This is a genomic window from Brevibacillus halotolerans, from assembly GCF_026891775.1.
GTDB lineage: Bacteria > Bacillota > Bacilli > Brevibacillales > Brevibacillaceae > Brevibacillus_B > Brevibacillus_B halotolerans.
The window spans coordinates 149,406-172,611 of the sequence record NZ_JAPTNK010000001.1 but is presented as its reverse complement, the minus strand read 5'-3'; the positions used below and the strand labels follow the sequence as shown (position 1 = coordinate 172,611).

The following is a 23,206-nucleotide window of genomic DNA, read 5'->3' as shown; positions in this document are numbered from 1 at the left end:
TTTCCGTCAATAAGTATGCTATAATACAGATGTCATGATTTGTTAATTGAAAAAGGAAGGGTAGGTGTTGCATGATGTGGTTTGCTATTTATTTTACCGGCATGATTGCCTCCCTCATCATGGGAGTCTACTATAGCATTAACGCTCGTCGTCGTGGTCTTCATCCATTGCAATCCCGTATGACACTTGGAAAAATGAATATCTCCTTAGGTTGCCTGCTCATCTTATTTGGTCTCAATCAATTTTCCTTTCAGGACTTAGATGGAATTCGGATTGGGGTTGCTTTTGTAATGCTGTTAGTAGGTATTATTAATCTCGTGCTTGGTACAAAACACTATATCCGCAACAAACAAGAATGGTTACGAGTAGCGGAAACACTAAAATAAAATGATCTATAAAGTAACGAAAAACTGCCATCCCTTCAAAACGGAAGAAGGATGGCAGTTTTTTACTATTGTGATAACGAAAATAAATGGGTTATCATATATTGATCTTTACAAATAATATACTTATCATAAATATAAAGATCAGGTATCTCTTTTTCTCATAACACAATATAATGAAGAATGTTTGAAAATTTTTTGGACAGATGTAACAGGAGGTTTGATTTACTCGTCATATAATGAGTAATAAATTCAGGTCTGTTCATGAGTGTGTAAGCAAGCATGCGAGAATTTTGTTTAGGAGCAATTTGTATGGAAAGAATTGGGTTCGTTATGAAAGAAGCACGGATTTCAAAAGGGATTAGCCTTACAGATATTCATCAGAAAACAAATATCCCGTTGTCTTATTTGGAGGCAATCGAACAAGAGGAATTTTCTAAAATTCCTCATCAAGTGTATGTCCAAGGATTTGTGAAAAGTTACGCTAGCGTTTTAAAACTAGATGTCTCAGCTTATATGGACCAGCTACCAAAGCCGGAGCCTTCCGCTCCGCCCAACTATATTACGCATCAACGGAAATGGAAACTAGGTAGTTTTTTCTTTTCCGGCACAGGTTTTTGTCAATTGCTTGTCGTGATCTTTATGTTATTCATCGCTGGTGTAACCTATATGGGTTTTCGTATGTAAGAAGTTGTTGGTAAGTGCTCAGATGATTTGTAAAGTCCGATCGTTCTTACTACTCTCAATTTAAAAAATTTCACGTTTCCACAGCGCAAAAACCGGAGCAGGAAATCCATTCCTCGCTCCGGTTTTATCATTTTATCATCTGCATTATCTTTCCAAAACCTGCGCTGTAACCATTGCTTTTCCAACCATTTGATCGCGGTGGAACACTTCTACCTCCACCTTGCCAAAGCGGCGGCTCACATCTAGCAAACGCGGTTTTATCTTTAATTGACTTTCGATCTGAACTGGCTTTAAGAAATAAACGGTAATGTTCTCCGGCACCATATCACCACGTCGATGTCGGCGCAATTCATTACAGGCTACTTCTGTCATGACAGTCGTCAATACGCCACTTGCAATCGTTCCCAAATGATTGGTCATCTGAGGAGTTACTTCACCAATGTAGGTGACTTCATCCCGATCCTTTTCTTCTCGGAACTGACTCATGATCATATTTGGAAAGGTTTCGCTTAATTGTGGTTGCTTCTGCATGTATTGCAACGCTTTCAGAACTTCCTGACGTGTAATGACTCCCAGCAGCTTTTTGAAATTATCCACAACCGGCAACAATTCGATTCCTTCCCATGCCATCAAATGAGCGGCGGAAGCGACAGAGACCCTTGGTGACGTCGTAATTGGGCTGCGTGTCATCACTTTATCCACAGTAACATCATCTTCATTACCGATGATATCCTTAGATGTCAGGATACCAACTAGCCGGCGAAACTCATCGACTACAGCAAAGCGTGTCTCTTTATATTTTTCTGTGTACAAATGCCACTTCTTCACTTGATCTGTAGGCAATAAAACGGGAACCTCATCTAATGGTTTTACTATATCCTCTACCATGACAATCTCTTTTTTGATAAGACGGTCATAAATAGCACGATTTAATAAAGAAGCCACACTGAATGTATCGTACGTAGTAGAAATAATCGGTAATTCCAACTCATCTGCTAGCGCTTTAACTTCCTCACTTGTATCAAATCCACCGGTAACTAATACAGCCGCACCATTTTGTAAAGAAAGACGATGGGCCTGCTCTCGGTTTCCAACAATTAACAAGCTACCCGGTTGGATATATTTGACCATGTTTTCTAGCTTCATGGCACCTATCAAAAATTTATGTAAAGTCTTGTGTAAACCCTCTTTACCACCCAACACACTGCCATCCACAATATTTACTACCTCGGCAAAAGTTAAACGATCAAAGTTTTCCTTATTCTTTTTCTCAATCCGGACAGTTCCTACCCGTTCAATGGTACTAACATACCCTTGTACCTCCGCCTCTTTGATCGCGCGGTAAGCCGTTCCTTCGCTTACTTCGAGATCCTTGGCGATCTGTCGGACAGAGATCTTAGTTCCGATGGGAAGGCGATCAATATGTTGTATGATTTGTTCGTGCTTTGTTGCCAAGTTAGCCACCTGCCCTTTGTTTACCGTTTTTACAAATGAAGGATATTATATCGTTATCATACGAATCATGTATGTACTTCATTAACTTAAAAAGGCTCCTTGCAACAATTTTACCCCATGCCTAGACAAAAAAAAAGGGTGTAACGGCGCCCGTTACACCAAATCACGTATATAATTTAAGGGGGTTTTCATCATGTTTTTATCTTATCCCCTTAATATTACAGGAATGTTACAAACGAATTACAAATGCATTTCATTTCATTCGTTCTTTGTTTACAAACAAAAATTAATTTTCAATACCGTACAGAACCTGTAGAGGCTCAGCTATGATGCGATTAACATCTTCCATAATCTGTCCAAGAACGCGCTCTGCTTCTAGCACCTTACGGATTTCTTGATGAAGCTGAACTGTTTCATACAATTTTTGGATTTGCTCCATATCTGCTTGACCTACTTCTTGTCCGCTCATTTGCTTCATCTGCAATTCAAACTGTTTTTGACGAAAATCAGCTAGCATGCGACTAGCCTCTGGGTCTGCACTCACGCTTTGTTGAGCTGCTAGAAATGCTTTGTACTCGTCGCTATCTTTAATGGCACGTGCCAATTCATGTGCTTTATCGTAGTTCACAGTATTCCCTCACTTTTATATTAGGATGTATTGTAAGTAGTGTAACAGATTTGCTTTTAAACTGACAATCTTTGGTTACTTATCTTCTCCTCTAGCTATTAGGCTGAAGGATGAGCATCCACTAATTGAGAGGTACATGCCGGGCAACGCTTAGCCTGTAAAGGAATGCTAGAAATGCAATATGGACACTCCTTGGTCGTAACTGCTTCTTCTTGCTTGATTTCTTCCTTTTTCTTACGTAGTTTATTTAACTGTCTAATCACAATAAAAATACTAAAGGCTACAATGAGAAAATCCAAAACAGAATTCAGGAACAAACCGTAGTTTAGTGTTGCTCCACCTGCTTTTTTTGCCTCTGCTATCGTATTATAATGAGTTCCAGACAAGTTTATAAACAAATTAGAAAAGTCGATACGTCCTAAGAGTAAGCCAACCAATGGCATAATTAAATCATTAACTAGAGAAGTAACAATTTTCCCAAAAGCTCCTCCTATTACAACACCGATCGCCAAATCTACGACGTTGCCCTTCATCGCGAATTCACGAAATTCTTTCCACATATTCATCACCTTTCTTCTGCATTATACATTGTAGTATTATGACCAAAACCAAAGGATGAGACAACTATCAAACTCTCGATTTCCTCCATTCTTTCATTATAAACAAGAGAACGATTCAAAAAAACTCTTCATTCAACCATAAAGGGAGTGTTAAGAAATCTTCTTTTTAACCGATGTTATTTGTTTCTCATAACAAAATTGTAATTCATCAAATCCATATAGGTAGTTTAAAAACGGATTAACTGTTTGGCTATAATTGCCCCAGAGCCTGTTCCTATTGGCCGTGGTTCAGAGGACGATTTTCATTTTCCCAATTCATTGCTCCTAATTCCTGTTTGCTGTTTTGCCCCACTAGTCGTAAGAAAATAAAAAAAGGTTACACTCCTTTTTACGTACAGAAAACAAAATTTTTTTTAGCCTCATTGTAAACTTATCGTTTTTCATGTAAACTGATATTATAAATAATTAGCTTTAGTGCTTGAAAGCGTATAAGCGTTAAAGTAATACTAAACAAATTTTACCATTAACAGAAAAAGGAGGTCACTCAGATGCAGCATCAACCATCATCTAATTGGACAAAGATTTCAGATTCACTCGCTCTTATTCTCATTTTATTGGTGGTGATTGGTTATCTAGTGCTCAATCTGCAGGCCCCTCCGCAAATCGCTATCTTATTGTGCATCATGATCTCCGTCGCCTTTGGGTTTTGTAAAAGAATACCGTGGAAGGTAATGGATAAAGGAATTCGAGAAGGAATTATTTCTGGTATTCCTTCTATAGTAATTTTTTTGCTGATCGGGGTATTAATTGCGGTTTGGATTGCCTGCGGAACGATTCCAACCATGATTTTATACGGATTCTCTCTTATTTCCGCTGACTACTTTCTGATCACCGTTTTTGTTATGTGCGCGCTCGTTGGCACTAGTATTGGAAGTGCCTTTACGACAGTAGCTACTATCGGTGTTGCCTTTCTTGGTATGGGCAAAATGCTGGGAATTGATTTGGCATTGATTTCAGGGGCTATTATTTCTGGAGCATTCTTCGGAGATAAAATGTCGCCATTATCAGATACAACCAATCTGGCTCCCGGGGTCGCAAAAGTAGATTTATTCGAACACATTCGTCATTTGATGTGGACCACTATTCCTGCTTTTATCATTTCTTTAGTGCTCTACTTTTACTTGGGGAGCTCTGTTACAAGTCAGGTTCCACTAAATTTCGAAACCATCCGTAAGGGCTTGGAAATGAGTTCATTTATTCACTGGAGTACATTCCTGCCACCATTGCTTTTATTTTTTATGGCTTACAAACGGATTCCAGCTATTCCTGCTCTATTTGTAGGAATTGTATCCTCCTTACTATTGATTTTAATTACTCAACCGAATCAATCATTGGTTTCTTTATTAACCATCATGCAAAATGGCTTTGTTTCAACAACTGGACAAGCTGAAGTGGATTCTCTTCTATCACGCGGGGGTCTTCAAAGTATGCTATCGTCCGTCGCACTGATTTTATTAGCCTTAGGTTTAGGCGGAATCTTATATGAAATCGGTGTGATTTCGAATCTGGTTTCCTGTATTCAGCGGTTTGTAAAAACTCGCGGACGACTGATTTTGTCTACTGCCATGTCAAGCCTTAGTATTAATGTGCTGGTTGGGGAGCAATATCTGTCCATTATTTTGCCAGGAAGAGCCTTTCTACCAAGCTTTGAAAAGCTAGGGCTAGCCCGTAAAAATTTGTCGCGTGTGCTAGAGGATGCCGGGACAGTTGTTAATCCACTGGTTCCTTGGAGCGTATGCGGGGTATTCTTGACGGGAGTGCTAGGAGTCGGGACTCTGGAATATCTGCCTTATGCCTTCTTCTGTCTACTATGTCCAATTATTACTGTCATTCTGGGCTTTACGGGAATTGGAGTTCCAAATGAAGTATCTGTCCCCAAGATACAGGAACAATCAAAAGTGTAAATAATGGAATATACTATCAGAGTAATAGCGGTTTGTCATTCATGTGGCAAATCGCTTTTGTTTTAAACATTAGCAGGTATCTCTACTTTAACGAAAGAAAAAATGAATGCTTTTTCAACCATTTCACTGCATGCTCCTCAGCACTTAAGAAGCTTGGGAAAACTCCGGGTAAGGATAGGTTTTGGAAATAGGGGACAGATGGAGAGGCCCAACCAATGTTTTCTTCCTTTCATTAGGAAAAGCTCTCCTCTTCATCTCTTGTCCCCTTCTTACAATTTTTTATTTTTACTTGTTTTATGTTAAAAAGTTAAGTAAGCCTTGCACAAGTCCGATAATTGCTCCCAGTACAAAACCTAGTACTGTAATCATGCGGAATTCCCTTCCCGAAATGCCGATGATCATTTCCTCTAGTCGCTCTAATGGAAATCCCTCTACTTGTTTCGTAACAATTTCCTTAATCTGAAGAGAATCGAACAGTCTATCTACGTTTTCCTCTAATCTCCCTGTAAACCACTGGGCAACTCTTGGTAACCAGTATGTAGATATTTGTTCCTCGAATGTAAGAAGGACTTCTCCCACACGCTTGTCCAATAACTCAATTCCCACTTCTTCACCTTTAGCGAACAGCTTCTCTTTCCACTTACTCAATTCTTCTTGGCTTATCATCCCCAGAAAATCACTTATTGGACGCTCCAATTGCTTATTCATTTCTACCTGAAGTGTCGATTTTAATTTACCGATAAGCTGTGGATTGCTTAGGATTGATTCCAAGTGGGGCATAATCTTGGCGACCAGCTTCTCGTCCCCTAAGAACATCCCCACTAAACCGCCCAACATGCCTCCGCTTCCCCCTACAAGTTGACGAATCAAGGCTTGAACCTGAGCTTGACCTTCTGGCGCATGCAGATAGTCCTTTAATCGGCTAATTAGCATGTCCCCAAATTGATCTACAAGTAGCTCCACTTTATTCAGGATTTCTGGCGAAAGCAATGACTCTACCGTCTTATCCTCTACGCCTTTTAGCCAATTTGTCACACGCTCATCGTAGACCGAATACACGTTTTTTCTTATTTGCGGAGCTAGCCTATCTCCATCTACTAATGCATTTGGCATAGCTTTGTCGATTAGCTCACGAAAGGTTACATCGCTAGCTATCCATTTTTGCAGGAGTCCCTCAGTTATGTGTATAAGCTTTTGTTCGACTCCTGCTGCTCGTAATCCCTGTCTAACCCCTTCCTTAGTCAGCAGGTGATTTTCTACCAATTTCCCCATTTCAATTGAGATTTGCTTATGCCGCCTTGGGATAAGACCTGGGGTAAAAGGAACTCGAAATCCGCCTATTTTTATCTCACGATGGGGGCGAAACAGCATACGGATAGCCAGATCATTCGTAATGCCACCAATAGCTGAGCCAATACCTACATTGAGAAGTAATGTTATCCAAGCATTCATGTTTCTACTCCTATCTGGAACCAATTATTTTTAGAACTCATAAGATAGACTAACCTAACGCCTATGGAAAGGGGATCATCATGTCATATGTTCGCACTATCATTCAGGCATCTATACCCATAGAAGAGCGGTCTGATCTACAGCTTCCCCTTCATATCATGAAGAGTTTAGACATTCCCTCAGACATCTTTATCACCGTTTGCTTTGGTGTATCAAAAGCACAAGCAAAGGTTTCAGGAGTAGATCAGGATACCTGTGTCACGATGTGTCCTTCCCTTGTTCGTGCTCTCCATATTCCTACCGGGACCAAATTTCTCATGAGTTATGATTCACAACAGCAAACGCTTTATTTCGGCCCCTATTTGGGGATTTTGCTCACCAGCTATCAACAGGATCATAAACAAGAGCCTTTTGGTTCCCTCTCTTCGTTTATTAATGAAGTGGTTGATACGTTCAAACAGAAAGGTGGCTTCGCTTGTATCTTTTCCATAGATGACGTTGATTGGGAGAATAAAACGGTTTCCGCATTCGTTAGGCAAAAAAACATCTGGAAAAAAACCACACTCCCACTCCCCCATTCAATCTATAATCGGCTATCTTCTCGACAACGAGAGCAGAGTGAAAAGGTAGTGGATTTTGTGGAACGCTGTAAAATTTTGAGGATCCCCTTTTTTAATGAGCGTTTCTTAAACAAATGGCAGGTTCATAAAGCTCTTCGCAATGATGTAGCCGTCTCCACTTATTTGCCCAAAACCATGTTATTTGGCCCAAACGGTGAACTATCAACCATGCTACAAACCCACCGTATCGTCTACGCCAAACCTGCTAATGGTAGTTTGGGAAGGGGTATTTTTCGCCTGATAAAAGCAAATGGTGAATATGGTGTTCGATTTGTATCAAAAGAAAAGGTCATCTCCTTAAGGCAAAAAAGTCTGTACTCTTTACAAAAATTCCTACGAAAGCGTTCTAAAGGAAAATCTTATGTTCTACAACAAGGCTTGCACCTTATTGGCATCGACTCCAATCCAACCGATTTTCGTGTTTTGGTACAAAAGAACAATCGAGGCATTTGGGCAACCACCTCCATCGTTGCTCGAACAGGTCAAAATTCGATTGTATCAAATGTAGCCCGTGGTGGTAGTATTATGTCTGCTAAACAGGCCCTACGAGTATGCGGTCCATGGAAACGTAATAAAAGGCCATCTATTCACAAGCTCAAAAGGGTCGCTCTGCTCATCGCTGAACGGTTAGAATACGCTTTACAAGGAGAATTCGCAGAGTTTGGTATTGATCTAGGTATTGATACTAACGGAAATGTCTGGCTGTTAGAGGTTAACAGCAAACCCTCCAAAAGCATTACCAGCTTACGTTTACGCGACAATGAAACTTCTCCCCGACAAGCAAGACCGTCCGTTCGACATTTAGTAAGCTACACCGCTTTTTTAAATGGCTTTACCCAACCAATCTTTCAAACAACACCTCAGAAAAAGAAGAATAGATAAGACAGCGTAGGTGATCAAAATGAGAAAACAAGAAAAAACATTAGGAATTATGGCCATTTTCAAAGGATCGCCAAACCAGCCAACCTTCCGGGAAAAGTCTTATTATACCACTTTAACACGTATTGGAAGCAAGCTAGGTATACGCATAGTCGTCTTTTCTCCTCGTCAGGTTGATTTTATCTCACGTACCATAGTAGGCTTTGAACTTATTGAACATACTTGGAAGCGCATAGAAATTCCCTTTCCACAATTAATCTATGATAGGTATTTTATGGGACCCCACATCGCTAAATATAGACCGATTATTGAACGACTGCAAAATGATCCTAAAATTACCTTCTTAGGTCGCGGATTATCGGGAAAATGGCAAGTGCATAACATCCTTATGAAATCAAAGGATTTACAAAAATGGTTACCGCAAACAAAGCTCTTTAGCCCTACTCTTCTTGAAACAAATCTGGCTGAACAAGGGGCTGTCATTATAAAACCCATGGCCGGAACCCATGGAAGCGGAGTAATTCGTATCTGCTCTGTAAAAAAAGGGTATGAACTTATGGGTAGAACGAGGGATAATAAACCCTTTACACGTACCTTAACAACTAAAAAAAATCTTCTCTCCTATATTAAAAAGGTAACGAAGGGGCGTAAGTACATCTTGCAACCTTATTTGAAGCTACACACCTCAGATGGATTCCCCTTTGACATACGTATTTTAGTCCAGAAAAACGGGAGGGGTAAATGGACAACAACCGGCAAGGCCGTACGAGTAGGGAAGAAAGAAAGCATTACCTCTAATCTGCACGGAGGGGGAATCGCCGTACCATTAGAAGATTTCCTAATTAAACATTATCCACATGACTTATGTCATCAAATCATAGAAGAAGTGGGTAGGCTTGCTCAACTCCTTCCCCCTTTTTTAGAAAAACATCATGGTCGCTTGGTAGAGCTGGGAATAGATGTAGGGGTCGATACGCAAGGGCATGTATGGATTATTGAAGTAAATTCACGACCAGGCCGGACGGTATTCCGCCAAATTGAAGATGGGAATGCCAGACTACATTCGGTCGCACAGCCAGTAAAATACGCTGAATATCTCTTGAATGAGCGTATAGGAGGTTAGGAGTACATGGAAACCATCTCAGTACGGTTACGATTTCTTACCTACTCCCGTATCAAAGGCATCGTGCTCCCTTCCCATCTATGCCGGGACTGGGGATTTAAGAATCGACAACGAGTTGCTATCTCGCACGGGCAAATAACGGTACATGGAATCATTATTGAAGAAAAAAAACAAAAAACCGGTAATCAAGTAAAAGTAACATCACCACTAAAAGAAGCTTTAGCCATCCCTCATCCCGGTATGATCCATTTAAAACACGAAGATGGAACAATTCGGGTTGGTCCCTCCATTGGTATAGTCACCACAGGAATACGCGATGGAGGTAGAGCCCCGATTGGCCCTAGATCAAGCTTTTTTCAAAAATTATTGTCAGCTCAGAAAGGAAAAGGGGTTTATTACTTTATCTTTTCACCCAATGATGTAGATTGGTCATCAAATCGAGTATATGGCTGGTTCTTGCGCTCTACAAATAAGGGGCAGTACGTATGGAAAAGATTTTGGACTGCCATGCCAGACGTGTTGTATGATCGCGTTCCCTCTCGTGCAGCGGAACGCCAAGAGTCTGTCAAGGACTTTAAATTTCGTGTAGCCAATGAACAGTATGTCCCTATGTTTAATATTGGATTTTTTGATAAATGGGGTGTTCACCAACGCTTGTATCCCATGCCGGAAATAAATGAATTCATTCCAGAAACCCAGGTAGCTCCTACACTCTCCATGTTAAAAAGCATGCTTGAAAGATACTCTATGGTTTATTTAAAACCAAAAGATGGAAGTCTGGGCTATGGGATTCTAAAAATAAAGCAGATTCCAAAAGGATATCAGCTCTCTTACCATAGCGGAGCAGGTAATGTCACCCGACGCTTTCAAAAATTAACTAAGTTGTACCAGCATGTGTTTCAAACGCGCCGTGCAAGTAACTACCTGATTCAGCAGGGCATTGATTTATGCACTTATTCAGGTCGTCCACTCGATTTCCGTGTTCACTTGCACAAAAACGTGGAAAATAGTTGGGTCGTATCCTGTCTAGCTGCCAAAGTAGCCGGTGTTGGAAGTGTCACTACCCATGTTCGAACTGGAGGAATGGTTATCCCAGGTAAAGAACTGCTGGAAACCCTATTCCCAGATCAGCATCACACGTTAGAAAAGCGTGTTCGTGAAGCTTCTATTCGTTTAGCAAATGCAATTGAGTTTGCTTACGGTACGAATCTAGGTGAACTCGGTCTAGATATAGGCATCGACAAAAAAGGGAATATATGGATGTTCGAGGCTAACTCCAAACCAGGACGCTCCATTTTTAAACATTCACGCCTAAAACAAGCTGATGAAATGTCGCGTAGTTTACTCGTTGATTACGGTCGCTATTTAGCTAATTTTTAACACGGGCTGAAGGAAGGAGGAGTTTCTAATGTCCCACTGGCAAGCCGGTTGGCTGACCATACTCCCCTCAGGACAATGGTATGTAGAGGGTATCCACTTTCCCATCCCGCTTACTTCCACAAATCATATTACTGTGCCATTGGGTCCCCTCCATGTTGAGCAAACATTAAACCTAGGATTGGCTCCTACTGTAACAGGTCGCTATCGTACCCGCATCAGATGGAGCATGTTTAACAATATGCTGCAAATTGCTCCTCTTATTGGCATTCTTACTTCTGGCAAAGGCGAGGCATTTAAAGGGAATAGGGAAAACTTTCAGGAGATAAGCAAAACAGGACAAAAGCTAGGAGCACTCGTATTCGTATTTACACCAGATGGTATAGACTGGGAAACTTATAAAATACGAGGTTATCTCTATGATAAACGTAATGGATTCTGGCAAAGCTTTGAAACTCCCTTTCCTCATGTTATCTATAATCGGGTTCCAACACGTACAGTAGAGGAAAAAGAGCATATGCAAGAAACTCTCAAGCGCATCTCACAACTGAAGAACGTGACATTGTTCAACCGTCAATTCTTCGATAAGGAAAGCTTATTTGCCACCCTACAAGCCAAAAAGGAAGTCGCTCCTTTCTTGCCCGATACTTACAAATTAGATTCTTTTGAGCGACTGAAGTCCTTTGCTAGAAAACATGATGTTCTTTATCTAAAGCCTATACGTGGAAAAGCTGGGCGAGGAATCATGCGTCTTGAAAAACACGATACGGCCTGGCTTTTACGCCGTGTTCATCAACAAAAATCCTTATGTAGAACATTTGACACGCTAGATGAACTCTGGACATATCTGTGGCCGATTCTTCAGCGGAAACCCTACATCGTTCAGCAGGGGATTATGCTTGCTACTTATAATGATCGCCCATTTGATGTGCGTGTCCTTACTCAAAAAAATGGTAAGGGACTTTGGGATATAACGGGGATAGGAATTCGACAAGCAGGGGCCCGAAGCATTACCACTCACGTCCCACGCGGGGGTGCTATTCTTTCACCTGATAAAGTCCTTCCCCAAATTTTTGGAGAAGAATGGTCCATTTTCATTCTACAGAACATCAGGAAAACTGTACTTGTAATAGCTAAAGCTCTTCAGCAGAATATGAGAGATCTTGCTGAGATGTCTATGGATTTAGGAATAACAACTGATGGTGATATCTGGTTTTTTGAAGCAAATTCTAAACCAGAAAAATTCGATGAACCAGATATCCGCCGTGCTTCACTGCGCAACATTATTTTTTATTCACAGCACATGTGCAAGTGAGAAGAGCCTTACTTTTATTCAGCCCTTCCTAATAGGAAGGGTATTTTTCTATGCTCACTCCACTACCATTATAATAATGAAATTATTCTTTTATAAACATTTACGATTTTCATTAAAAATAGGTCCATATGTTGCGTTTACATAGAATAAAACAACGAATTTAAACGTATAAACGTACTTTTTTGTGAGATTTATTACAAAAAAAGCATAAAAATGCACCTGAAATATTGCATCTCCCTCAGTTTCGTGTACATTTAAAAGAAAGAGCTATCGGGTAACAAATATCACAGAATTGATTTCTTACTTTTTATTTTATCTAAAGGAGTTGGTGTATGGTTGATTTTCACAACGGATAATATCATTTTGCTCCTTGCTGTTCTCTTGGTTACTGGCGTTGTTACAGCCAAATTTTCTTCACGCATCGGTCTTCCTTCCCTTGTTTTTTTCGTTGGGGTTGGAATGATCCTGAGTAAATTCATTTATTATGATAATGCCTCGTTAACACAACTCTTCGGTATTCTCGCCCTTATCATTATTTTGTTCGATGGTGGCATGCAGACGAAATGGACTGACATTCGCGCTGTGGCCAAACCCTCTCTCTCCTTAGCAACTATAGGTGTTGTTCTCACCACTTTTCTTATTGGTGCATGTGCCAAATTTATTTTAGGCTTGTCTTGGAATGAAGGCTTATTATTTGGAGCAATTGTTGGTTCTACAGATGCCGCTGCTGTTTTTGCCGTATTAGGTAATAAAAATATAAAAAAGCGGCTGACTTCTGTACTGGAAGCAGAATCAGGCACAAACGATCCGATGGCGATGTTTTTGACCATTGCCCTGATAGAATTCATGCAACATCCAGAAGTGAATGTTTTAACAATGATATTAGAATTCTTATGGGAGATGGGGTTAGGTCTAGTAATGGGTTATTTATTAGGCAAAATCTCCACTATGCTTATTAAAAGCATTAATCTGGACTCATCCGGACTCTATCCGGTATTGTCTATCGCGCTGGCAGTTCTAGCCTACGGTGCCACATCCATATTGGGCGGAAGTGGCTTACTCGCTGTCTATGTGATGGCTGTCTTTGTAGGAAATGTTGACATTCCCTATCGGCACTCCATTCTGCGCTTTAACGAAGCTTTTGCCTGGATGATGCAAATCCTAATGTTTATCCTGTTAGGTTTGCTGGTTTTTCCATCAGATTTGTTGGAAGTGATTTGGCAAGGTATTGCCCTTTCCTTTCTACTCATGTTTGTAGCACGACCGATCGGAGTTTATGTAAGTACACTTGGTATGAGCTTCTCAACTAAAGAACGAGCCTTTATCGCTTGGTCAGGCTTACGTGGTGCTGTCCCAATCGTATTAGCTACTTATCCCTTGATTGCTGGACTAGAGAATGCTCAGCTAATCTTTAATGTGGTCTTTTTCGTTGTCTTAACCTCTGCTCTTATTCAAGGAGCGACTATTTCGCCGTTTGCCAACTGGTTTGGCTTTTCTAAAGGGGAAAAGACAGTAGCTCCCTATAGCATGGAACTGGTTTCGCTTGCAAAAACCAACGCTGAAATGATTGAAGTTCACATTCGGGAAAACAGCAATGTCGTGGGTACCAATCTGCTTGATCTTCAATTGTCTGACCAGGCACTAGTAAACGCGATTATCAGAGGGAAAAAATTGCTGATACCAAAGGGAGATACCATTTTACAAGCAGGTGATATCTTGTACGTGCTTGGGCCGAAAGCAGAGCAGAAGAGGATTAAGCAATTATTTTCGGAAGAGCGTTCTAATCGAGAAGAGGAGCATGTTCAAAAGGAAGAAGAGCACATGAAAATTCCTAGAACGAATGAAACGTGAAATAGAAACTAGCTGAAAAGGCACATTGCTAAATAGAATAGAATTGAATTTATTTACAAATCACATCTATTGCTTACAAACAGGGAGTCTCATCAATCCTACTGATGCCGTTCCCTGTTTTTTTATAAGTAAAAACGAAATTTTTTTCCTTTGCATGCATTGAGTTTCCTTTGTTGGTAAAAACTGAGGGTAGGAGGTGGTCAACATGACCTACAATCAAAATTATCATACTTCTGCTTACAACCAAATGTCTGGACCTGCAAGCGCGATCTTCAATCCGAATTTCGCTGGTACAAATGTGCAGGAGGTAAAAGCTTTGAACAATAGCTTTTATCCAACAACCCAAGCCTTTAGCCAAGTACCAAGCCCATCTTATGGGACACAAAGTGGTTTTGGAACTGCTAACAGTGTTTTCAACCCCGGTTTTGCTGGTACAAATGTTCAGGAGGTTCGAGCTCTGAATGCAGGTCAGTCTGCTCCGGCTTTGGCACATCAAGCTTACGGACAAGTCCCTTCTTATGGTAATCAACATTATGCAACACAAGGTGGATTCACTGGTGCAAATAGCATATTCCAGCCTGGTTTTGCTGGCACAAACGTTCAAGAAGTACGAGCTCAAAACGCAGGTCAGCCTACACCAGGTGTTGCAAGCCTAACAAATCTAGCTTACGGACAAAACCAAAACTATGCGGTACAAGGCGGATTTACTAATGCAAACAGCGTGTACCAACCTGGTTTTGCTGGTACAAATGTCCAAGAGGTACGCCATTTAAACGCTGGCCAAGCAGGAACTGCTTTATCTCAAGGTATGAACAGTAACATTAACAGTGTGTATACTCCAGGCTTTGCAGGTACAAATGCAAATGAGGTACACGCTCTGAACGCCGGCTATTCTATGCCTACTGTAGCTCAACAGCCGTACCAAGCTCACATCCCGCAAACTCAATCATATCAATTCCAAGCTCCTTCATACAGCAATCCAGTGAGCTATGCTGGGGCTAACAGTGTATTCCAGCCTGGTTTTGCTGGAACTAATGTGCAAGAGGTTAGATCGTTAAATGCAGGATTAGCAACACCAGCTTTTTCTCAACAAGCTCAACAAAGCTATCAAAACTATAGTTCTCCTGCTTCAAGCATTTTTCAAAGTGGCTTCGCAGGAACCAATCCTCAAGAAGTAAAAGCTCAAAACATTGGTGGATACGGTACATTACACTCTTATAGCGGCATGTAATCCTTCCCCTATTGCCTAGCCGTAAACAAAAGACCGCTCTTCACAGGCGGTCTTTTTTATTCTTAAGAGGAGGCTGAATATGAAGCCGTATGGCGACTTTCGCAAGCTGTATAAATCTCTTAGGCGCTATGATTCACAACAGATTGCTGTTCAACGCAGTGAGGATCTGTTAGAAATTGAAGAAATCTGGCACTTTTATGAGACACTCACCGTTCATGAATTGCGCATTCTTTGTGCTGCTATTAAAAAAACAGAAGCTCAGCTTGGCTACATACCGTTTTGTTTTTCTACCGTTCCCATCGTTTTCATCATTTTTTCCAGCAAACTTACACATTACATTGCAAATAGCATCCCTTTGCTCTCTATGCTAATTGTTGGTTTTGTCACGTTATTAGTCTTTTTGATTTTCCGGCATTTCCGCAACAAATCATATAATGCTCTACACTTATACATTGTGGAGAGCTTATTACAAGTGAAATCGAAAAGCAAGAACTCTGAAGACGAGCACTGCTGTCCGCTTACAGCTTCTCCATTGCTATAGAGATGGGGCAATGCTTCCCTCTCCTTTTAGAGAGGGTTCGTCGTCTTCAAGATCACATAATTGCCAGTCCACATGTTACTCGTTATCACCTGTTTTTGGCCATTACGTTCAAAGAAATACCCTGCTCCTTGCTTCTCAACAAATTGATATCCCTTTTGAGCCATTTGCTGTTTTACCCTTTCTGCCGCCTCCTTTTGTGTTCCTTCCATCATATAATACACGTAACCCTCTTCTTTACCGATGTTAACTAGCTGTTCAGGATGTTCCTTTACCATAGCCATCGCTTGTTCAACCGGCATTGAGGCAATAGGCAACGGAGGATAGGGTAAATGAATAATCCACAGATAAACAACCAAAAAACCTATCAGGACACAGCCGACTTTCCCACTTATTTTCATACGCTACCTCTTTTCTCCATAATCGCACGATAAAGCTCATTTAGTGTATGTAGACTAGTCGTATCAACAGTAAACAATCGTCCATCAAACCAGTAGCTATCGTTTGCAAGCTGACTCAAATCTCCCTCGGTGTGTTCCATTTGGGCACTAACACACGCTTCAGTGTCATCTACACAATGTCGTACAGCAAGATGCCGTTCTATATCATCTGAAAAGCGTTGCTTCAATCGACAGAACACAGAGCCATTCGGGTGGGTACATAACCGATGGAGCGCTAAATCAATTTGCAACCAGCACGTCACATAAAAGTGAAACTCTAGAAATAAAGTAGTAAGCGCTTTTCGAACCAACTCCTCTGCTTCTAATTCATCATTGTTTTTTGTTTCTATACAAGCCTCCCAATCAAATACAGCTTGACGCAGCTCTTCTTTGGCTAGCTCAATGACCGGATAATGACTAACAGCCCCGCGATAAAATTTTTGAACAATCTGAAATAACAAAGCAGGGGGCCGCGGAGGTAGATTTCCGTATCGGCTATTTGTATCACGCATACATTCATCCCCTTATTCGATGGCCGTTCCTTGTTTTTTCAAGCGATCAATGATCTCGTCAGCCCATTCTTTAAATACACGAAGAGCTGATTCAATATCGTTATATACTTCCTTTTGCAAACAGGTATAATTAGGGAAATCCGTAATTTGATTCTTTTGAACACGGACCCCTTCCGGTACAAGCTGAATCTCTAAAAATATTGGCACATTCTCGTCTACACCATACGTATTTTCAACATATTCATAGGTACGAACCCACTCAAGAACCCTGATTTCATTTGGCTTTAAATGAATGGCTTGCGTTATCGACATAATCGTTTCATTTCCATAGTAATGCATACCTTGTACTCCCCTTTTCAAGCTTCCGCTATTTGAAGCATACAGCAAACTACTCCTGTTCACAAGCTTGTAACATATGTACGTCTTTCGAGATAAAAAAACCTCCACTCCCAATAGGAATGGAGGCAGTATTTTATTAAGCTAAATGAAATGCATAGGTCATTGCAAAACCAAATAGGGAAAGCAACACCGATCCAACTAAGCCGGCTGCAAACGATTTTAATCCCATCCGCTTAAAAGCAACTAGATTTACGTTTAACCCTAAACCGGCCATCGCCATCGCAATTAATAGATAAGCGATGCTAACGATTTGTGTAGCTATTTCCTGAGGAATAATACCTAGTGAGTTAACAGCACTCATCGCCAAAAATCCAAAGATAAACCATGGAATAGGTAGTGACCTCCAAGAAAACCGTTTATTGATTTCCCCAGTCATCTTTTGTTCCAAACGACTGCTCCATATTCCTATGCCAATGGCGATCGGAACAAGAAGAGCAACCCGAGTTAATTTGACGATGACAGCAATATCTACAGCATTATTTCCACCAGGTGCCGCTGCGGCAATTACGTGCGCTATCTCATGTAGGGTCGCACCCGAAAAAACACCATAACCATTAGGTGTAAAACCAAGAAAAGGATAGAGAAGCGTATATAAAAGTGTGAAAATAGTGCCCAAAATAGCTACAGTAGCCGCTCCAATTGCTGTTTCTTCATCGTTAGCTTTGATTTGTGGTGCAATTGCCACAACCGCTGCCGCACCACAGATAGCCGTTCCACATGCCGTTAGAATGCCTAACTTTTTCTCTACCTGGAACCAACGTGTAAAAAGATAAACAACACTCAATCCAAAAATAATGGCTAATGCCGCCATAGCAAACACTTTGGGACCAGCATATAAAATATCCATCAAATTTAATCGCATCCCAAGTAAAATAATGCCAAATCGAAGCAATTTTTTGCTAGAAAAATTTGTACCCGCAATCGTTTGCTGCGGAATACCAGCCACAGCACGCCAGATAATACCGATCAGGATTGCAATTACCAATTGTCCCATTATGCTTAAGAAAGGAAATTGAGCCAAATACCTAGCCGCTAAAGCAATTATGAGAGTAATTACTACTCCCATGATAAAACCAACGGTCTGCCTCTCTTGTTTGACAAGCTCTTTGGTTTCTGTTTTACTTTCCATTGTATCTCTCCATTCTGTCTATCAAGGAACTTCCCCTACCATGCTTTCACTATAAGTTCTTTTGATTGACAAGTGAAATACAGATATACAATGCTTATCATTAGAAAAACTTATCATAGGAAATAAATCACGTACAGCAAAAAACGCATGCTCCTCTTTTAAAGAGAATGACATGCGTTTTGCAAGTATGATAGGGTTTTTACTGCGGCAATTCCACGTAAAAAAGGATCATGTTGTCATGCGATTCAGCCCAAATTTTCCCGCAATGCAATTCAACGATGCTTTTAGCAATGGCTAAGCCCAATCCAGAACCTTCCTTTACCATGCTTCGTGATTCATCAACCTTATAGAAACGTTCAAATAAACGCTCTAATTCCTGAGGAGTCAGTTTGGGACTTTTATTCCCAATCGAGATACGAATAGAACTTTCCCGTTGCTCTGCATTTATTAAAATTTCCCCTGGTTTATCACTATATTTAATGGCATTTATTAACAAATTATCAAACACACGCACTATTTTATCTGCATCTACATGTACGAATAGATGATCTACAGCATAGTTTTTTCGAAAGGACAAGCCTTCTTCCTCTGCTTGCGGTACAAGCTCCTCCATTAACTGCTCCAACATTTCTAATATATCAACTCGCTGCATTTGCATTCCTACACCGTTAGTAGAGAGCTTCGTATAATCAAATAAGTCTTCAATTAAGCGCTTTAATTGTTCCGACTTATTTACAGCAATTCCAGCATACTCCTCCAATTGCCCCTCACTATGATAACGCCTATCCTGAATCAACCGTAAATAGCCCATAATAGAAGTAAGCGGAGTGCGTAAATCATGTGAAACGTTGGTAATTAGCTCATGCTTGGTTCGCTCCGCCTTGCGTTCTTCCTCTCTAGTATGATGCAATTGCATAGCCATAACATTAATATTCTGGGCCAACTGTCCTAATTCATCTTTACTGTTAACCGGTACACGGATATCCAGATTCCCCAGTGCCATTTCTTGAATGCCTTGAGAAATGCTTTGAATCTGATACATTTTTCGCTTTGTAAGATAGTAAAAGGAAAAAATAAATACACCAAAACCAATCAGTCCAGGTAACTGACTATAGCCTGTTCGATAGATGATAGATGGTTCTGGCATACCTCGTACTATTAGATATAGCTTTTTCTCACCCACATCCACAGGATAAAAGGACACGAATTCTTTCGCCTCATTCTGATAATCCTGGCGATAGATACGCACATCCATTGCATTTTGGATAACAGAATGAATATCGATCGTAGCCTCAGAGGTTTGTTTACTCTTATATAAAACCTTTCCTTGTTCATCAGCCAATAAAATACGATACTTCCCGCTATCCGAACGGTCATCAATTATTTCTTGCAAATCAAATTGATAGGAAGGATTTAGTTGTTTATTTTCATTTTCTGTTCGAAGGGTGCTTATCAAATTACGCGCATGATTATCAATATTTTCCATACCTTGCGTATAATCAATATATGCCTGTTGCGTTCGCATATAGGGGTTAAGGACATTCGCCACAAAAAATCCAGCCAGTACACATAGCCCAAAAGCCGCAATCAATTGAATACGTAAACTTGATTTTCCCTGAGCAATCATTTTTTTCGCAAGCTTATAACACGCATAAAACGTATATGGTATTAGCTTAAATGGATTCCATCTCAACTTTATAACCTACTCCCCAAACGGTTTTGATATAGCGAGGTTTTCGTGGGTTTTGCTCAATTTTCTCCCTGATTTTACGTATATGTACCATAACCGTATTATCAGATTGATAAAAAGGCTCGTTCCAGATTCGTTCGTAGATTTTTTCAGCGCTAAATACAATTCCTTTATGGCGAGCCAATAGTTCTAAAATGGCAAATTCCCGTGGAGTTAGTTTGACTTCTCGCCCATCTACCTTCACCTCATGCGTGGAGACATTGATCGTTAAGTCATCAACTACCAGTTCATCAGTCTTCACTTCTGAAAAACCGCTTAACCGCATGTAACGTCTTAACTGCGACTTTACCCGTGCCAAAAGTTCCATCGGGTTAAACGGCTTTGTCATATAATCGTCTGCTCCAGTAGCTAACCCAATAATCTTATCCATATCCTCCGCTTTGGCGGACAGCATGATGATCGGGACATTTTGCTTTTCCCTGATCCTCATGCAGGCAGCCAATCCATCCAGTCTGGGCATCATAATGTCTAAAATAATGACGTGTACCTGATTTTCCTCTAAGATTTTTAACCCTTCTACTCCATCAGCCGCTTTCAAAACCTGAAAGCCCTCGTTACTTAGATATATATCAATCAAATCACGTATTTCTTTCTCATCATCAATGATTAATATTGTTTCTTTCATCATCGAAGCTCCTCCCGTGAAGAATTAGCACCGCAAGTTCATTCTACTTCTTTCTCATCAGATTGTCCGTTACTTACGACACCGATAGACAAATGCAGGAGGGATGTTCAAGGGCTCAAAAGAGATAGATACCTCACGAAAGGTCTCTTTCAGTTGTTTTCTCATTTGTAAGGAATATTGGAATGCGATGAAAGCACCGCCTGGTTTTAACGATTGCATAACCTCCGCAACAATCCGTTCCCGTAATTCCTGCGGAAAGTTCATAAACGGCAATCCGCTAATGATGACATCTACCTGTTCTACACCGGCTTGCTTCAAGTCTTTTGACAAACACTGAGCATCGCAATGATGGTGAAATGAAGGAAATCTTTCTTGTAAATCAGCTCGAAGTTTTACGTCTTGTTCATATACAAACACGTTTGTATTGGGTGAAATTTTTTGCTTCAGTTTTTGTGTAAAGACACCTGTTCCTGCGCCTAGTTCAACCACTGATGTAACTTCCGCCCAGTCGATTCCTTCCAGCATTCTGCTAGATAAACGTGCAGAGCTTGGGGTCACACTCCCTACCTCGCGAGGAGATTTAACAAATGTAGTAAAGAACCGAACTTTATCTCTAACGTAACGTTGCATAGCTAGACAAGTGGTCGTTTCTACAGCGCTTTTATTCGCTTTCATTTATGCTCTTCCTTTCTTGTCTGATCCTTTGTCCTATTTTATAAGACGGATCTTAACAAGAAAGGGTACAAGTTCTTAAAAAAAACTTAAAATTTATACGTTTCTTTATTAAGAAACAGATCTTCCCATCGAGTTTTTGTAGTTGAGATAAGCTAACTGATAATTGTGCAGAGCTGTTTCATATTCGTTTTCTCTCTTTGCTAGCTCCTCCTCAGCAGTCATAACATCCAAGTTTGTTGCAAGACCATTTTCATAGCGTAATTGTGTTAAACGATAATTCTCTTTGGAAGCTTCTCTTGCTTTATCAAGTGCCTCTAGACCTTGTTTAGAGGAGGTTAGAGCTTCATAGTTTCGAGTCACCTCTAACAAAATATCGTTTTTGATTTGCTCCTTGTTCATTTCTGCTGTTTCCAATTCATTTTTGGCAAGCTGTCCTTGGAAGGAGGACAAGATTGAATATTTTTCTATCGTATCTACACTCTTTTTGGCCGCGTTGACTTCTTCTTCACTTTTCAGAATTTCAGCACGTTGAACAACAGCCAAACGCTTGGCTTCTTCCAATGAAATGATCTCTTTGTCGCGGATATCTCCTTCAGGTATAGAGAGCTCCCATTCTTTCGTCAAGTCTTCTGCTAAAAATTGATTTAATGAAAGGGTAGATAGATGGACCTGATTGCGAGCTACTTCATGATTAGCTTTTGCTTGGGCTAATCCTGTTTCAGCCTGCAAAACATCATTTTTAGCTTTTATTCCTGCTTTAAATAAGGCGTTTGCCATATCTACCTGCTTTTGGGCACGAGTTAAGCTTTGCTCCTGTAGCTGCAAATCTTGCTTGGCATGCCATAGCTCATAAAAAGCTTTCTCTGCACCTAGCTTGGTCTTATCTTCCATGGCCTGTAGCATATATTTGTGGATATTTCGCGCCGCTTCCGCTTTGGCTGTTTGCACATATTTCTGCTGAGCCTCGCCAAGCGAAGAAATATTTGATTCCTTCATCTTTACAGAATTATATATGGCTTGATTAGCATTAATATCAGCCGTATCAAGTTCCAGGCGGAATTTCTTGAGATCAATATTTTGTTCCAAGGCCAACTCGCCAGCTTTTTTGGGAGTTAGCTCATGCTTGTTTTCTTCTTCACTTGCTTGAGAATGTACAGTCTTCTCCTCAGTCGCTTGAGCCATTAGCGGATAGCTTATAAACAGCAATGAACCTATCATCACCATTAATAGGCGGGTCTTTTTTGTATAGGAAACACTCATTACTTATTGGTTCCTCCTTTATAATCCTTGGTGCTTTTGCCTATTCATAAACTTATAAGCAAATACCAATATTCTTTGCTTATTATCCACCTGTATTATGTAACCTTTCAATCAGTAAATGTTTCATTTCCTGCCAACCTAAATCCAGAAATCCCAGCTTATAGCATGATTGTTATTGAAAAATAGCTTACTTGTTAAACTTCCTTTTCTTTTCCTCTGTCTTTTGATAAGTTAAAAGCATATTCTGAAAAATCCACCTTTACTGGCATGCAAAAAAGACGTGTAGATTGCCCTTTCTCCTGTCGGATTCGGACAATCATACACGTCTTGTAGATATAGATTAGCTATTTACA

General features: G+C 40.4%; 22 protein-coding genes. 10 read left to right on the top strand and 12 right to left on the bottom strand.

Annotation, left to right across the window (positions count from 1 at the left end; genetic code table 11):
- Positions 1 to 74: 74 nt before the first annotated feature.
- Positions 75 to 386: a YtpI family protein gene (locus O0550_RS00915; protein WP_035317946.1), complete on the top strand. Its 312-nt coding sequence runs from the start codon at positions 75 to 77 to the stop codon at positions 384 to 386.
- A 309-nt stretch (positions 387 to 695) separates the two neighbouring features.
- Entirely contained in the window at positions 696 to 1,070 is a 375-nt protein-coding gene (locus tag O0550_RS00910; RefSeq protein ID WP_003339140.1) for a helix-turn-helix domain-containing protein, read from the top strand.
- 144 nt (positions 1,071 to 1,214) lie between these two features.
- On the opposite strand, the gene O0550_RS00905 is transcribed toward O0550_RS00910, so the two are convergent.
- The 3 genes from O0550_RS00905 to mscL all read right to left on the bottom strand — a co-directional run bounded on the left by O0550_RS00905 (position 1,215) and on the right by mscL (position 3,713).
- Positions 1,215 to 2,525 carry a DRTGG domain-containing protein gene (locus O0550_RS00905; RefSeq protein ID WP_003335253.1) on the bottom strand — a complete coding sequence of 437 codons (1,311 nt, stop codon included), beginning with the start codon at positions 2,523 to 2,525 and terminating at the stop codon, positions 1,215 to 1,217.
- A gap of 286 nt (positions 2,526 to 2,811) precedes the next feature.
- Positions 2,812 to 3,153: a YlbF/YmcA family competence regulator gene (locus O0550_RS00900; RefSeq protein ID WP_003339141.1), complete on the bottom strand. Its 342-nt coding sequence runs from the start codon at positions 3,151 to 3,153 to the stop codon at positions 2,812 to 2,814.
- Positions 3,154 to 3,251: 98 nt separating this feature from the next.
- On the bottom strand, positions 3,252 to 3,713 hold the full coding sequence (gene mscL, locus O0550_RS00895) for a large conductance mechanosensitive channel protein MscL (RefSeq protein ID WP_003335255.1): 462 nt from the start codon (positions 3,711 to 3,713) through the stop codon (positions 3,252 to 3,254).
- A gap of 548 nt (positions 3,714 to 4,261) precedes the next feature.
- Between mscL and nhaC the strand changes: the two genes are divergently transcribed.
- Positions 4,262 to 5,677 carry a Na+/H+ antiporter NhaC gene (nhaC, locus tag O0550_RS00890; RefSeq protein ID WP_003335257.1) on the top strand — a complete coding sequence of 472 codons (1,416 nt, stop codon included), beginning with the start codon at positions 4,262 to 4,264 and terminating at the stop codon, positions 5,675 to 5,677.
- A gap of 294 nt (positions 5,678 to 5,971) precedes the next feature.
- Here nhaC and O0550_RS00885 read toward each other — a convergent pair whose 3' ends face one another.
- Complete coding sequence (locus O0550_RS00885) at positions 5,972 to 7,129, bottom strand: DUF445 domain-containing protein (RefSeq protein ID WP_258425459.1); 1,158 nt, start codon at positions 7,127 to 7,129, stop codon at positions 5,972 to 5,974.
- Between the two features lie 80 nt (positions 7,130 to 7,209).
- Between O0550_RS00885 and O0550_RS00880 the strand changes: the two genes are divergently transcribed.
- From O0550_RS00880 to O0550_RS00850, 7 genes are all read left to right on the top strand, one after another.
- Positions 7,210 to 8,631 (top strand): YheC/YheD family endospore coat-associated protein, encoded by a 1,422-nt coding sequence (locus O0550_RS00880; RefSeq protein WP_258425458.1) that lies wholly within the window; start codon positions 7,210 to 7,212, stop codon positions 8,629 to 8,631.
- A 19-nt stretch (positions 8,632 to 8,650) separates the two neighbouring features.
- Complete coding sequence (locus O0550_RS00875) at positions 8,651 to 9,751, top strand: YheC/YheD family endospore coat-associated protein (RefSeq protein WP_003339146.1); 1,101 nt, start codon at positions 8,651 to 8,653, stop codon at positions 9,749 to 9,751.
- Positions 9,752 to 9,757: 6 nt separating this feature from the next.
- The gene (locus tag O0550_RS00870) at positions 9,758 to 11,131 is read left to right on the top strand and encodes a YheC/YheD family endospore coat-associated protein (protein WP_003339147.1); all 1,374 of its coding nucleotides are present in this window, start codon (positions 9,758 to 9,760) and stop codon (positions 11,129 to 11,131) included.
- Positions 11,132 to 11,159: 28 nt separating this feature from the next.
- Entirely contained in the window at positions 11,160 to 12,443 is a 1,284-nt protein-coding gene (locus tag O0550_RS00865) for a YheC/YheD family endospore coat-associated protein (protein ID WP_003339148.1), read from the top strand.
- A 336-nt stretch (positions 12,444 to 12,779) separates the two neighbouring features.
- Complete coding sequence (locus O0550_RS00860; protein ID WP_258425457.1) at positions 12,780 to 14,294, top strand: potassium/proton antiporter; 1,515 nt, start codon at positions 12,780 to 12,782, stop codon at positions 14,292 to 14,294.
- Positions 14,295 to 14,499: 205 nt separating this feature from the next.
- On the top strand, positions 14,500 to 15,525 hold the full coding sequence (locus O0550_RS00855) for a hypothetical protein (protein ID WP_258425456.1): 1,026 nt from the start codon (positions 14,500 to 14,502) through the stop codon (positions 15,523 to 15,525).
- A 79-nt stretch (positions 15,526 to 15,604) separates the two neighbouring features.
- Positions 15,605 to 16,066 carry a hypothetical protein gene (locus O0550_RS00850; protein ID WP_003335267.1) on the top strand — a complete coding sequence of 154 codons (462 nt, stop codon included), beginning with the start codon at positions 15,605 to 15,607 and terminating at the stop codon, positions 16,064 to 16,066.
- A 26-nt stretch (positions 16,067 to 16,092) separates the two neighbouring features.
- Here the strand turns inward: O0550_RS00850 and O0550_RS00845 are convergent, their stop codons facing one another.
- From O0550_RS00845 to O0550_RS00810, 8 genes are all read right to left on the bottom strand, one after another.
- Positions 16,093 to 16,464: a hypothetical protein gene (locus O0550_RS00845; RefSeq protein WP_068792742.1), complete on the bottom strand. Its 372-nt coding sequence runs from the start codon at positions 16,462 to 16,464 to the stop codon at positions 16,093 to 16,095.
- Entirely contained in the window at positions 16,461 to 17,015 is a 555-nt protein-coding gene (locus O0550_RS00840; protein WP_003335269.1) for a hypothetical protein, read from the bottom strand. Before O0550_RS00840 ends, O0550_RS00845 begins: the two co-directional genes overlap by 4 nt.
- Before the next feature lie 12 nt (positions 17,016 to 17,027).
- Complete coding sequence (locus O0550_RS00835; protein ID WP_003339154.1) at positions 17,028 to 17,354, bottom strand: hypothetical protein; 327 nt, start codon at positions 17,352 to 17,354, stop codon at positions 17,028 to 17,030.
- 136 nt (positions 17,355 to 17,490) lie between these two features.
- On the bottom strand, positions 17,491 to 18,543 hold the full coding sequence (locus tag O0550_RS00830) for a YeiH family protein (RefSeq protein WP_003339155.1): 1,053 nt from the start codon (positions 18,541 to 18,543) through the stop codon (positions 17,491 to 17,493).
- A gap of 199 nt (positions 18,544 to 18,742) precedes the next feature.
- Positions 18,743 to 20,236, bottom strand: coding sequence for a sensor histidine kinase (locus O0550_RS00825; RefSeq protein WP_181747312.1), 1,494 nt, complete (start codon positions 20,234 to 20,236; stop codon positions 18,743 to 18,745).
- Entirely contained in the window at positions 20,217 to 20,921 is a 705-nt protein-coding gene (locus O0550_RS00820; protein WP_003335274.1) for a response regulator transcription factor, read from the bottom strand. The genes O0550_RS00825 and O0550_RS00820 overlap by 20 nt, the downstream gene beginning before the upstream one ends.
- 66 nt (positions 20,922 to 20,987) lie before the next feature.
- Positions 20,988 to 21,593, bottom strand: a complete 606-nt coding sequence (locus O0550_RS00815; RefSeq protein WP_003339157.1) for a class I SAM-dependent methyltransferase — start codon at positions 21,591 to 21,593, stop codon at positions 20,988 to 20,990.
- Between the two features lie 108 nt (positions 21,594 to 21,701).
- Positions 21,702 to 22,853: a TolC family protein gene (locus tag O0550_RS00810; RefSeq protein ID WP_258425455.1), complete on the bottom strand. Its 1,152-nt coding sequence runs from the start codon at positions 22,851 to 22,853 to the stop codon at positions 21,702 to 21,704.
- Between the last annotated feature and the right edge of the window lie 353 nt (positions 22,854 to 23,206).